At 63.5% G+C, this 13,187-nt stretch carries 10 protein-coding genes; 2 read left to right on the plus strand and 8 right to left on the minus strand.

Annotated elements, in window-relative coordinates:
- The first annotated feature begins 25 nt into the window (after window positions 1-25).
- Window positions 26-661 (plus strand): DUF2461 domain-containing protein, encoded by a 636-nt coding sequence (locus tag AB4Y81_RS02855; RefSeq protein ID WP_441995111.1) that lies wholly within the window; start codon window positions 26-28, stop codon window positions 659-661.
- A 146-nt stretch (window positions 662-807) separates the two neighbouring features.
- Here the strand turns inward: AB4Y81_RS02855 and AB4Y81_RS02860 are convergent, their stop codons facing one another.
- The 6 genes from AB4Y81_RS02860 to AB4Y81_RS02885 form a co-directional block, all read right to left on the minus strand.
- A complete protein-coding gene (locus AB4Y81_RS02860; protein WP_441995113.1) occupies window positions 808-2,355 on the minus strand; it encodes an amino acid permease in 1,548 nt (515 codons plus the stop codon).
- Between the two features lie 166 nt (window positions 2,356-2,521).
- Complete coding sequence (locus tag AB4Y81_RS02865; RefSeq protein WP_026267023.1) at window positions 2,522-2,938, minus strand: DUF779 domain-containing protein; 417 nt, start codon at window positions 2,936-2,938, stop codon at window positions 2,522-2,524.
- An 11-nt stretch (window positions 2,939-2,949) separates the two neighbouring features.
- A complete protein-coding gene (adhP, locus tag AB4Y81_RS02870) occupies window positions 2,950-3,972 on the minus strand; it encodes an alcohol dehydrogenase AdhP (RefSeq protein ID WP_179128300.1) in 1,023 nt (340 codons plus the stop codon).
- A gap of 95 nt (window positions 3,973-4,067) precedes the next feature.
- Entirely contained in the window at window positions 4,068-5,591 is a 1,524-nt protein-coding gene (gene exaC, locus AB4Y81_RS02875) for an acetaldehyde dehydrogenase ExaC (protein WP_441995115.1), read from the minus strand.
- Window positions 5,592-5,687: 96 nt separating this feature from the next.
- Window positions 5,688-7,031, minus strand: coding sequence for a GAF domain-containing protein (locus AB4Y81_RS02880; RefSeq protein WP_018776797.1), 1,344 nt, complete (start codon window positions 7,029-7,031; stop codon window positions 5,688-5,690).
- Between the two features lie 145 nt (window positions 7,032-7,176).
- The gene (locus AB4Y81_RS02885; protein ID WP_064721539.1) at window positions 7,177-8,616 is read right to left on the minus strand and encodes an FAD-dependent oxidoreductase; all 1,440 of its coding nucleotides are present in this window, start codon (window positions 8,614-8,616) and stop codon (window positions 7,177-7,179) included.
- A 118-nt stretch (window positions 8,617-8,734) separates the two neighbouring features.
- Between AB4Y81_RS02885 and rarD the strand changes: the two genes are divergently transcribed.
- Window positions 8,735-9,805 carry an EamA family transporter RarD gene (gene rarD, locus AB4Y81_RS02890; RefSeq protein ID WP_441995118.1) on the plus strand — a complete coding sequence of 357 codons (1,071 nt, stop codon included), beginning with the start codon at window positions 8,735-8,737 and terminating at the stop codon, window positions 9,803-9,805.
- On the opposite strand, the gene AB4Y81_RS02895 is transcribed toward rarD, so the two are convergent.
- Window positions 9,806-11,167, minus strand: coding sequence for an alpha-L-fucosidase (locus AB4Y81_RS02895; RefSeq protein ID WP_441995120.1), 1,362 nt, complete (start codon window positions 11,165-11,167; stop codon window positions 9,806-9,808). It abuts the gene before it with no gap.
- On the minus strand, window positions 11,167-13,116 hold the full coding sequence (locus tag AB4Y81_RS02900; protein ID WP_441995122.1) for a DUF2264 domain-containing protein: 1,950 nt from the start codon (window positions 13,114-13,116) through the stop codon (window positions 11,167-11,169). Before AB4Y81_RS02900 ends, AB4Y81_RS02895 begins: the two co-directional genes overlap by 1 nt.
- Window positions 13,117-13,187: the final 71 nt, after the last annotated feature.

The following is a 13,187-nucleotide window of genomic DNA, read 5'->3' on the forward strand; positions in this document are numbered from 1 at the left end:
TCATGCCGCTCCATAGGATCCCTGTATGAACACATTTGAAGGCATTCAGGCAGCCGCTTTCCGCTTCTACGAGGACCTTGAAGAGAACAACAACCGCGAGTGGTGGCTGGAGCATAAAGCGATATACGACGCCGAGGTCAGGGAACCGCTGACGGCTCTCCTCGCGGAATTGGAGCCGAGGTTCGGGCCCGCAAAGATCTTCCGCCCCAACCGGGACATCAGGTTCTCCCAGGACAAGTCACCCTATAAAACGGCCCAGGGAGCCTTCGCAGCCACACGGGAGGGCGTTGGCTACTACGTGCAGATCAGCGCCGACGGTCTCCTGATCGGTGGGGGCTACCACTCCCACACGCCCGCCCAGTTGGCACGCTACCGGGCCGCAGTCGACGCGCCGGAGAGTGGACTGGCGCTGCAACAGATCACCGACGCCGTCTCCGCTGCTGGTTTTGCGATTGAAGGGGAAAAACTCAAAACCGTTCCCCGCGGCTTTGACAAGGACCATCCCCGGGCGGAGCTGCTAAAGCACAAGTCCCTGTCGGCCGGCGTGGAAGTCGGGCAGCCGGCATGGTTGTCCACCGCAGCGGCCAAGGATGAGATTGCCTCCCGCTGGGAGACGCTGAGGCCCCTGGTGGAGTGGGTCAGTGAGTACGCGGCGCCGTGAGGGCTAGGGTCCCAAGGCTGGCGCCCAGTGAAGGGCCCTCTGGACGGGTGCGTTCCCGGAAACAGAAAACGCCCGGAAACCAGCGGTTCCCGGGCGTTCCCCTTGAGCTATGACATAGCAGCTGTCTGACAAGCAGCAGCGATGGGTCAGACCTTGGTGAAGGTGTCTTCGTCCTCGTCGCCGGTGGTCTTGCCGCCGCCTGCGACAGCGGCTTTGGCGGCTGCGAACTTCTCGTTGAGCCGCGAGTGACGCTGGCCGTAGGAGAAGTAGATCACCATGCCGATCACCAGCCAGATCGCGAAGAAGATCCAGGTTTCCACGGCCAGGTTGGTCATGAGGTAGACGCACAGTACGGCGGAGACCCAGGGCAGGACCTTGCCGAACGGAACGCGGAACGCCGGCTTGAGGTCGGGGCGCTTCTTGCGGAGCACAAGGATGCCCAGGGAGACCATCACGAACGCGGACAGCGTTCCGATGTTGATCATTTCCTCCAGGAGGTCCACCTTGGTCACACCTGCCACGATCGCCACGGCGGCACCGCAGATGATCTGCAGGCGGGCCGGGGTGGAGCGCTTCTCGCTGGTCTTGGAAAGGGAGCGGGGCAGCAGACCGTCTCGGCTCATGGCAAGCACCACGCGGGACAAGCCCATGAGGAGCACCATGATGACGGTGGTGAGGCCTACCAGAGAACCGAAAGCGATGACCTTGGCGGCGTCAGTGTTGCCCACAGCTTCGAAAGCCGTGGTCAGGGTGGGGTTCTTGACTTCGGCCAGCTGCGTGTAGGAAACCATTCCCGTGRGGGCGAGGGAGACCAGGATGTAGAGCAATGTCACCAGCGCCAGGCCGCCGAAGATGCCCCGGGGCAGGGTCTTCTGCGGGTTCTTGACCTCCTCGGCGGAGGTGGCCACCACGTCGAAGCCGATGAAGGCGAAGAAGACCAAGGCAGCGCCTGCGAAGATGCCAAGCGTTCCGTACTGGGCCGGAGCAGCACCGGTCAGGAAGCCAAAGAAGGACTGCTTCATGACATCGGCCGCGCCCGTTCCGGCAGTCGGTTCGGAGGCCGGAACAAAGGGTGTGTAGTTGGAGAACTTCACGTAGCTGAAGCCCACTACGATCACGAACAGCACTACAGCGATCTTGATCATCGTGAAGACRTTGCCAACGCGGGCGGACAACTTTGTCCCCAGCACCAGCAGCACGGTGAAGATCGCGACGATGAGGAAGGCGCCCCAGTAAAGGTCAACGCCAAACACACTGATCGAGGGCGGCATCTCCACGCCCATCAAGCCAAACACCGTACTGAGGTAGATGCCCCAGTACTTGGCGATCACTGCCGCGGCGGTGAAAAGTTCGAGGATGAGGTTCCAGCCGATGATCCAGGCAAGGACTTCGCCCATGGTGGCGTACGTGAAGACGTAGGCGGAACCGGCAACGGGAATTGCGGTCGCGAACTCCGCGTAGCACATGATGGCCAACGCGCAGGTGACTGCTGCGATGGCAAAGGAAATGGTGACGGCGGGGCCGGCAAAGTTGGCGGCAGCCTTCGCGCCCACCGAGAAGATACCGGCGCCGACAGCGACGGCGACGCCCATGATCATGAGGTCCCACGTGCTCAGGCTGCGCTTGAGCTTGCGACCAGGCTCGTCGGAATCGGCGATCGACTGCTCAATCGACTTGGTCCTGAAAATGTTCATAAAAATGCCACATTCTGGATGGGGGTGGTATAGGACTCATCAAGAATAGTGTCCGACCAATGGACGGCCATATTTATCCCAGATAGTGAGACGCCTGCCGAATTCGCGTGACAGGTGTGACTGGTGTGATGAAGGCCCGTAACCCTCATCACACCAGCCACCCACCCTAAATGCTTGGCACGTCCCAGTCCATGAGCGTTGATCGGATCAGGAATCGCTTCCCCTCGGGAGACTCAACGGAGAACCCACTGCCTCGGCCCGGAACCACATCCACGGTGAGGTGGGTGTGGGACCAGTAATTGAATTGCTCCTTGGACATCCAGAACTCCAGTGGTTTGGCATTTCCATCGGGCCCGAGGTCGAACCGCCCAAGGAGAACGTCGGAGTCACCTGTCAAGAACTCCCCCGCCGGGTAGCACATGGGAGCTGAGCCGTCGCAGCAGCCGCCCGATTGGTGGAACATCAAAGGGCCGTGCTGCTCCCAGAGTTTGAGGAGCAGCTCCACGGATGCTCCGGTGAGCGCCACCCGGGAGAAGTCCTCCCCGGGCAGCGTCACCGAAGCTTCCAGGATGTCCTGGGACATGTTGGCGTTCATCAGAACTTCAGAACCACTCGGCCGTCGATCTTGGCGTGCTTCATCTCGTCGAAGACTGCGTTGACTTCCGAGAGCTCCCGGGTGGACACCGTTGGCTTGATCTTCCCCTGGGCATAGAACTCCAGCGCTTCCTCGAGGTCCTGCCTGGTGCCCACGATCGATCCCCTGACCGTGAGGCCCTTGAGGACAATCTCGAAGATCGGCGCCGGGAAATCTCCGGGCGGAAGGCCGTTGAAGACGATCGTTCCACCGCGCCGGGCCATGCCAATGGCTTGTCCGAACGCCGAAGGGTGCACGGCTGTGACCAGCACGCCATGGCAGCCGCCCGTTTCACGCTGGATGACCTCCGCCGGGTCCTCATGCAGTGCATTGACCGTCAACTCGGCACCATGCTCCTTGGCGAGCGCCAGTTTGTCGTCGGCAATGTCCACCGCTGCCACCCGCAGACCCATTGCCACTGCGTACTGGACGGCGATGTGCCCCAGGCCGCCAATGCCGGAGATGGTGACCCACTGCCCCGGCCTGGCCTCGGTCATCTTCAAGCCCTTGTACACCGTGACGCCGGCGCAGAGCACGGGTGCAACCTCCACCGGATCCGAGCCTGCCGGGATGCGGGCAGCGAAGCGGGTGTCCACCAGCATGTATTCACCGAACGAGCCATCCACACTGTAGCCGCCGTTCTGTTGCGACTCGCACAGGGTTTCCCACCCCGTCCGGCAGTACTGGCAGTCTCCGCAGGCCGACCACAGCCAGGCATTGCCCACGAGGTCGCCGACCGCCACGTCCGTGACCCCTTCGCCGAGGGCTACCACTTCGCCGACACCCTCGTGCCCGGGAATAAACGGTGGTGTCGGCTTGACGGGCCAGTCGCCTTCGGCGGCGTGCAGGTCGGTATGACATACCCCCGACGTAATGAGGCGGACCAGCGCCTGGCCGGGACCCGGCGTCGGGCGTTCGACCTCCATGACCTTCAGGTCGGTTCCGAATTCAGTGACTACTGCTGCTTGCATAGTGGTGGTCATTGACGATCTCCTTTGATCTGTACGAATGATGGGAGTTTTTGTACAGCTGATGCCCCTAAGTCCGCTCCATAAGGGCATCCGCTGTACAAAAACTCTTAGAAGAAGCCGAGCTTGTTCTCGTTGTAGCTGACCAGGAGGTTCTTGGTCTGCTGGTAGTGGTCCAGCATCATGGCGTGGTTTTCACGGCCAATACCTGAGGACTTGTAGCCACCGAAAGCGGCACCTGCCGGGTAGGCGTGGTAGTTGTTGACCCACACACGGCCGGCCTGGATTTCCCGGCCCGCGCGGTAGGCGACATTTCCGTTGCGCGACCAGACGCCGGCACCAAGACCGTAGAGGGTGTCGTTGGCGATGCCGATGGCGTCGTTGTAGTCGCTGAACTTGGTCACGGACACCACCGGGCCGAAGATTTCCTCCTGGAAGATCCGCATCCGGTTGTGGCCTTCGAAGATGGTGGGCTGGACGTAGTAGCCGCCGGCCAGATCGCCTGTCAGCTCAGCCCGGGCCCCGCCGGTGAGGACCTTGGCGCCCTCCTGCTTTCCGATGTCGATGTAGGAGAGGATCTTCTCCAACTGGTCGTTGGAGGCCTGGGCGCCGATCTGGGTGTCGGTGTCCAAGGGGTTGCCCTGGATGATCTTGTTGGTCCGGGCCACGACGTCGGTCATGAAGGAGTCGTAGATACCTTCCTGAACGAGTGCGCGGGACGGGCAGGTGCAGACTTCGCCCTGGTTGAAGGCGAAGAGCGTGAACCCTTCCTGCGCTTTGTCGTAGAAAGCATCATTCTGGGCGGCGACGTCGTCGAAGAAGATGTTCGGGCTCTTGCCGCCAAGTTCCAGGGTGACCGGAATGAGGTTGTTGGACGCATACTGGCTGATCAGCCGGCCGGTGGTGGTCTCGCCGGTGAAGGCGATCTTGCGGATGCGGGGGCTGGACGCCAGCGGTTTGCCTGCTTCCACACCGAATCCATTGACCACGTTTACTACGCCGGCCGGAAGCAGGTCACCGATGAGCTCCATCAAAACCAGGATCGACGTCGGCGTCTGCTCAGCCGGCTTCAGGACCACGGCGTTGCCGGCTGCGAGCGCCGGCGCCAACTTCCACACGGCCATGAGGATGGGGAAGTTCCACGGGATGATCTGGCCGACAACGCCCAACGGCTCCTTGAAGTGGTACGCCGTAGTGTCCTCGTCGAGCTGGGAGAGGTGGCCTTCCTGGGCGCGGACGGCGGAGGCGAAGTAGCGGAAGTGGTCAGCTGCCAGCGGGATGTCCGCGTTCAAGGTCTCGCGGACGGGCTTGCCGTTGTCCCAGGTCTCGGCAACAGCCAGGAGCTCCACGTTCTCGTCAATGCGGTCGGCGATCTTGTTCAGGATGGCTGCGCGTTCGGTGGCGGAGGTCTTCCCCCAAGACGGTGCAACCTTGTGCGCTGCGTCCAGCGCCAGTTCAATGTCCTCCGACGTCCCCCGGGCAACTTCGCAGAAGGCCTTGCCCGTCACGGGGGTGATGTTCTCAAAGTAGGCGCCCTTGACCGGGGCAACCCATTCGCCGCCGATCCAGTTCTCGTAGCGGTCCTTGAAGGTGACCTTCGAACCCTCGGCACCCGGCTGTGCATAAACAGTCATTGCTAGCTCCTTTGCTGCGAATCACGGTGGCTGTCGCCATTGATCCGAGCCTAGGAGCCAGGGGGTTGCAGCTACGTTGCAACAGTGTGAGTCAGCTCACGCTTTCAACTCGACGTCGATCCGCTCAAGATCGGCGACTACGGCCGCCCGCTTCGGTGAGCGCGGCGGCAGCAGCTTCAGCACGGCGAGGCGGAGGTCGACGTCGTACTTCGCCTCGGGCAGTTCCGCATACTTGAGGAGCGAATCGACGCTGCCGTCGCTGAGCAGCGCTTCCCGCAGCAGGTGGGACACCCGTTCCCGCAACTGCACGACGCCGGGTGCCTCCGAACGTGGCAAAAGCGCACCTTTGTAGATTTCCAGGGCAATGCGGTGGGCGCCGCGCTGCAGGCAATTGAGGACCTGCCCGGAGTCCGGAAGCAACTCGACCGGCAGCCTGTAGGGGCGGGATTCGGGAACCGCGTCCGGGCTGATCTCCTGGATGACTTTCCGGAGCCGCACCATCTCCGCCCGGAGCGTCACGGAAGAACCGTCGCCCGGGTAAAGCAGGGCGCAGAGGTCATCGGCGCTCAGTCCATCCGGATGGTTGCCCAGGATGGCAAGGATTTCGCTGTGCCGTGCGGACAAGGAGACCGTCCGGCCGGCGATGCTGAGCAGGGCACTGTCACGCCCCAGCAACTGCAGGCTGTTGCGGTACAAAGCGGGGGTTGAAGCGGCGGCCGCGCTCCGGCGTCGTGGTTTGTCTCGAACGGCGGCCGCGAGCTGCAGCCGCTCAATCCGCAGCTGCGCCTGGGCTGCTGCGACCGTCGCCTCCACCAGGGACAGGGTGTGCGGCGCCACGGCCGTTTCTGTCCCGGTGATGTCCACAACGCCCAGCACGGCGCCGGAATCGGGATCGTGGAAGGGAACCGCGGTACAGCTCCAGGGATGGACGGAGCGCTTGAAATGTTCGGCTCCGGAGATCTGGATGCTCCGGTCAAGGGCCAAGGCGGTACCGGGTGCGCTGGTGCCTACGGAGGCTTCGGACCAGTCGGCGCCGGCCACGAACATCATGCCTTCTGCCCGCCGCTGCATCACCGGATCGCCGTCCACCCACAAGAGCCGCCCGACGTCGTCACCCACAGCCACGAGAAGACCGCTGTCATGGCTGGGCTGAACCAGCAGTTTCCTGATCACGGGCATGATGGTGGCCAAAGGGTGCTGCCGGCGGTACTCCTCCAGCTCATCGCGGTCCATCGCCAAGGGGGCCTCGGCGACGTCGGGGTTGGCCTGGAGACTCGCCGAACGCTGCCAGGATTCCCGGACCAGCCGGCGCAGCCCGACGATATCTTCCGGCACGCCAATGCGCAGGGATTCGAGGCGTTCATGGCCGGCCAGGGCACGCTTCTGCAGCAGCTCCGCGGCATCGCTGCCTGGAACCGGCGGGTGGACTGGATTCCTCATCGAACTCCCTGACATTCTGTGCGTTGGGCCGCGCGCGGTGGGCAGCACAGTACGAGAGAGTCTAATTCGCCAGATGGAGTTTTTGTACAGGTGATGACCCTAAAGCGTCCGAATAGGGGCATTAGGTGTACAAAAACTCCAAGGGTCAGCCGCGGGAGATCCGGATCATTTCCTCACGCGGCACAACCTTGATGCGCTCACGAACCACACCGTCCGGATTCTCGTCGGACGCTGACCAGGCAGCACCAAGTGCGGCCTCGTGGGCGTCAAGCCGGTTCCAGCCCTCCCAAGTGGTGTACTCCACCCCGCGCTCTTCCAGGAGGTCGATGATGGCTTGCGGGTCCGGGTTTTCGGCCGGCGGCAGGTTGAGCCGGTCTTCCAGGAGGAAGCCGATGGTTTCCAGGGCGTCGCCCTTGGTGTGCCCGATCAACCCCACGGGTCCGCGCTTGATCCAGCCGGTGGCGTAGATTCCCGGCACGGGCTTGCCGTCGGCGTCCAGGACGCGGCCGCCGTCGTTCGGGATGACGCCGCGGCGGGCGTCGTACTCAAGTTCATCCAGCGGCGAGCCGTGGTAGCCGATGGCGCGGTACACGGCCTGGACGGGGTACTCCACGAATTCCCCGGTGCCCTTGACGTTCCCTGTGCCGTCCAGCTCCATCCGTTCGAACTTGATGCCGGCCACCCTGCCGGGCGTCTCCGGCGAGTCAAGGATCTCCACGGGGCTGTGCAGGAAGTGCAGGTGCAGGCGGCGGGAGGACGGCTGCTCGGATTCGGCGTGCTCCTCCACTAGCCAGTTGGTCATGGTGTTAACCATGATCTTGATTTGGTTGTTGCTGCGGATCGCCTCATCCGAGGCTTCGTCGAACTCGAAGTCCTCCGGGTACAGCACGATGTCCACGTCCTTGCAGTGCGAGAGCTCGCGCAACTCCAGCGGCGTGAACTTCACCTGGGCGGGGCCGCGGCGCCCGAACACGTGGACATCGGTGACAGGCGAATTCTTGAGGCCTGCGAACACGTTGTCCGCGATCTCGGTGACCAACAGTTCTTCAGGGTGCTTGACCAACATCCGTGCTACATCCAGTGCAACGTTGCCGTTGCCGATCACGGCAATTTCCTTGGCATCCAGCGGCCATTCCCGGGGCACGTCCGGGTGGCCGTCGTACCAGGAGACGAAGTCGGCGCCGCCGAAGGACCCTTCCAGGTCGATGCCGGGAATGTTCAGGTCCGCGTCCTTGATGGCGCCGGTGGAGAAGATCACGGCGTCGTAGAAGGAGCGGAAATCGTGCAAAGTAAGGTCTCGGCCGTACGTGACGTTGCCCAGGAAGCGGATGTCGCCACGGTCCAGCACTTTGTGGAGGGCGTTGACGATTCCTTTGATGCGGGGATGGTCCGGCGCCACACCGTAGCGGATCAGTCCGTAGGGCGCGGGATACGCCTCGAAGAGGTCGATGCTCACTTCAACGTGCCCGTCCTTGACCTCGTTGGACTTGGTCAGGATATCCGCGGCGTAAACCCCTGCGGGGCCTGCGCCGACAATGGCAACGCGAAGGGGACGATTGGGGATGGTTGCGGCTGAGTTGGACACCGTTAGCCCTTCCGAAGCAGTGAGCCACGCCGCTGTTGGGGGCGCGCAGACTTCAATTCTAGGTGTCGACCCTACACCCGGCCGCTTATATGGCAGGAGTCACAGAGATTCATAAAAATTGCGGAATATTGCAGCAGTACCCGGTGTTGGCGACAATGTGTCGACTCCGGAACAGATCATCTCAGGCTCCCCTTCAAACCAGCCCGCGACGGCGGCGGCCAAGGGCGGTGGAGCAGGAACCGGCGGTTCAGCCAAGCCTGTGAGGAGCGAGTCGACGGCGGGAATCCTGTTCGGCATCGGCGCTTACGGCCTGTGGGGCCTGCTTCCCCTCTACTTCTTTATCCTCATGCCTGCCGGGGCGATCGAAATCGTGGCCAACCGGATTGTCTGGTCCCTCATCTTCTGCGCCCTCCTGATCACGATCACGCGGGCCTGGCGGGTTTTCGGTGCAGCGTTGAAGGACCGCAGCGTCTTCGGGCCGCTCGCGCTCGCCGCCGGCCTGATCGCCATCAACTGGCTCACCTACACGTTCGGCGTCACTACCGGACATGCTGTTGAGACCTCCCTGGGCTACTTCATCAACCCGCTGGTCTCGGTCCTCCTGGGTGTTTTCGTCCTCAAGGAGAAGCTGCGCCCCTTGCAGTGGACGGCCGTGGGCATTGGATTCGTCGCGGTGGGAGTCCTGACTTTCTCGTACGGGCAACTCCCCTGGATCGCCCTGATTCTGGCGTTCAGCTTTGGCTTGTACGGTTTCGTGAAGAAGCGCGTTGGTCCCAAGGTGGATGCCTTGACGAGCCTGAGCGTTGAGACCGTGGTGCTGGCTCCCTTTGCTGCCATCACGATGGTGGTCCTGGGCGTCACGGGGGCTGAAACCCTCACGACGATGGGCGCCGGACATTTCTGGTTGCTGGTGGCTTCAGGCGTGATCACCGCTGTTCCGCTGCTCTTCTTCGGCGCCTCTGCCCGTCGCCTACCGATGACCACTATCGGCCTTCTCCAGTACTTCGCGCCGATCCTCCAGTTTGTTGTGGCGCTGCTGGTGTTCCACGAAACCATGACGACGGCCCGCTGGATCGGCTTCTGCGTTGTCTGGCTTGCTTTGGTCCTGCTGACCATCGACATGCTGCGGACCACCAGGAAGAATTCCGTGCTGAGGAAGAAGGCCCGGGTGGCAGCGGCCGGAGCTTAGCTAGTCGAGCACGTCCGGATTGGGCTCCTTTTCGGAAGCAGGCCCGGCAAGGAGTCCAGTTTCCAGGGCAAGAACGGCCGGACCAGCCTCTGAGCCAGCCCGCAGTTCCACCTCGAATACGGAATCTGCCAGCCTGTTGTACGGGTGCGCACCGGTCCCGGGTGTCCGGAGCCCCGTGAGCTCCAGGCCCGCAGGGAGCTGCAGACGCACCCGCCCCGACGCCGGCAGGCGCGTGACCACAGCAAACACTTGTCCGCTGCTGCTGTCCCGGGTGAAGTACCCCCACCCCGGATAGTCCCAGCCCTCGGCGTACCCGCACCCGTAGATCGCTTCACCGTTGACCGCGAGCCACTCCCCCACCCTGCGGGCGATCTCCACCTCGGCAGGGGCCATGGAACCGTCGCCACGGGGGCCGAAGTTCAGCAGGAAGTTACCACCCAGGGATGTGCAGTGGGCGATCATGTCCACCACATCCCAGGGATGCTTGAGCGTCGACTGCGCCCACGGGCCTTGGTGGTATCCCCAGCTCGCCTGCGGAATGGTCATGCAGGCTTCCCAGTCACGGGTGGCAACGCTGGTGTCCCAGGGCTCGGGAAGCCGGCGCTCGTAGCCGCTTTCGTAGTCGCCCATGAGGTGGCCGTTGGTATCCACGTGCCTGGCTCCGAAATCGTCGGCCCGCAAACGGCTGTTGACCACCACGCCGGGAAGACGTTCTTTCAACATCCGTTCGACCTCCCAGGTCCACCACCCGTTGGCCTTCACGGATTCGTCCCACGTGCCGTCGAACCAGAAACCCTTCACGCTCGGATAGCGTTCGGCCAGTTCTTCCAACTGTTTCATCGCAAAGTCGAGGTAACGGGCGAAAGCCAGGTTGTCGGCGTCGTTCTCCAGCGTGAAGCGCCAGTCCGGGTGCCGCCAATCCAGCACCGAGTAGTAGAAGTTGACGTCAATCCCCCGGGCTTCATAGGCGGCCACCAGCTCACCCAGGACATCGCGGCCGGAGGGCGTGTTCCCCATGTGGAAGTCCGTGTGCGCGCTCGGCCAGAGGCAGAAACCATCATGGTGTTTGGTGGTGATGGTCATGTAGCGGGCACCCATCGCCACTGCCGTGTCCGCCCACCGGTCGGCGTCGAAATCCGCCAAGGTGAAATCGTTCGCGAGCGCCTCCCAGCGTTGTTGCGGAATCTTCGCCACGCGGGGCAGGAACTCAGCGGCGAATTCCACATCCTTGCCTTCCCAGCGACCAGCCGGCAGGGCGTAAAGACCCCAGTGAATGAACTGCCCCACGCGATGGCCGCGGAACCGCTGCATCGCACCATCCTCGCGGGGATTTTCCCGCGACGCGCCGTACTTGAGGTCCATCACTTACCCACCTGCCCATCCCAAGGGACAAACGTCCGCAGATCGAAAGTTTGCGAAGCACCGCCGGCCCACGACACGGACACTTCCGTACCGGAAACCACGACGGCGGCAGCCGCCTGGAGCGCTTCCGGCGAAGGAGCCGGTCCCCGGGTCAGCGTGTGGAGGGCAACGTGGACCGTTTCCTCACTGTTGCGCTCCGCGCCAAGGCTGGGGACTGCTGAGTGCCTGCCCATGGCGTTGGCATCCATATACCGCGTGGTCCGCGGCTCGTCCCAGCCGTGCACCGCAGTCACAGCGACGTAGACATCACCGTTGCCGGCCCACGCGGTGTCGTCCGTCGTTCCAACGTCCACCGGCGTGGCGCCGGCTACAGCGTGGCCACCCTCCCGGACGGAATACTCCATCGGGCCACGGACCAAATGGCAGCGAAGCTCGTGGATGCCGTGCACCACCGAAACTGTATTGACGGCCGTGCCGGGCAGGGTCTTTCCGTGCAGCTGAGGGATGTGGACGGATCCGCTGACGAGGCCGTCCGTGCGGGTGGCGCGCAGGGCACAGCGCCGGCTCGCCACGCCGTCGGACCCCAACAACGCAAGGTGACCATCCACGTTGTCCTCCCACGCAACTCCTGTACCCGGCGCTGTATGGGTGGAATAGGAGAACTTGGCGTAGTGCGGATCATCGGGGTCCGAGCCGCCGCCCACGGGCAGGCCGCAATGGTCGCTGCCGTGGTTGGTGAGACGAACCAAGCCGCCATCGCTGATCACAGTCCAACCAGCATCAGGCAACGCCCGAACAGCGGCCGGGCCATCGGTGGGCTGCGGCTCTTCCACGTCCTGCCACACCCTGTGCTCCGGCGGCAGCGCCAACCCCAGGAAGCCGATGCCTGCCAGATACGGTGAACCGAACCCGCTGTACGCCTGGCAGGAGCCCCGGTGTTCTTCATACCAGCCCAGGTTCGGCGGCCCATCAACGCCAACGCCCTTCGCCGTGAAGTTCGCCAGGACCCCGGACGCCAGGCGACGCGTGGCACCCGGCGTCAACGGGTTCACGCCAGAGATCTCGGCACACCACAAGGCGGCCAGAACGGCCGTGCGGTACGCCAAGGATCGCCCGACGTGCAGCACTGCCCCATCACTGGCGAACATCAGGCTCTGCGTAGCCACGAATTCGCGCAGACGCTCCAGATGACGGCGACCCTCGGGGGTATCCTCACGGCCGGTCATCTTGTACCAAGCCCACAAATAAGGGTGGATGGCCCACGCGTTGTAGTAGTCGATGGCGTGCTCCGGCCCGTCGGTGTACCACCCATCGCCCAGATACCAGGACTCCACCCGGGCCACATTCCGCGCACCCGTGCAGCCCGACACGTCCTCCCCCACCGAACGCAGGAAACCCTCCGCCATTGCCGGAAAGAGCTGCCAGTTGTTACCCCACACCTCGAGCCGAGCATGGTGCCGCAACCAGCCGGCAACCTGCTTCTTCTCCCCCGCATCCAACGGTTCCCACAGCCACTCCCTGGCGATGTGGAGCGAGAAAGCGATGTTTGCCGCTTCCACGATCGAGTTGGTCACCCCCAGCAAGGGTGACTTGCACGTGACACCCAACGGCCAACGTTCTGCACCCTCAGGATCGGTACCGGCCAGCAGCGCCTCCCGGTACCAAGCCGCCAACTCCAAGCGGTCCCGGCCGCGGGCACCGGCGATCCGCGGCGCGGCCATCAGCATGCTCCGTCCGATGGTCTCCATGCCTTCCCGGCGCTCGCCGTCACGCGTCACCGGGCCCGGAAGGCGTGGGCTGGCCTTGAGCGGGCTGGAGTAGGCACGGATGTGTCCGAGCCAATGGTCGGCCGTGGCTTCCCAATGGCCGCGGGTCCAGCCCGTGAGCGGGGACAGGACGGGATCAGGATGGGGAAGCCAGGGCTGGGTTACTGGCGGGAGCTGTGTCACAGGGTTCCTTGGGTTGTGCAGGCCGGGTTGTGCTGGCCGGGGTGTGCAGGCCGGTCCAGCGGACCGTGGTG

Origin of the sequence: Paenarthrobacter sp. TAF1, from assembly GCF_052113825.1 — a bacterium.
Lineage (GTDB): Bacteria > Actinomycetota > Actinomycetes > Actinomycetales > Micrococcaceae > Arthrobacter > Arthrobacter nicotinovorans.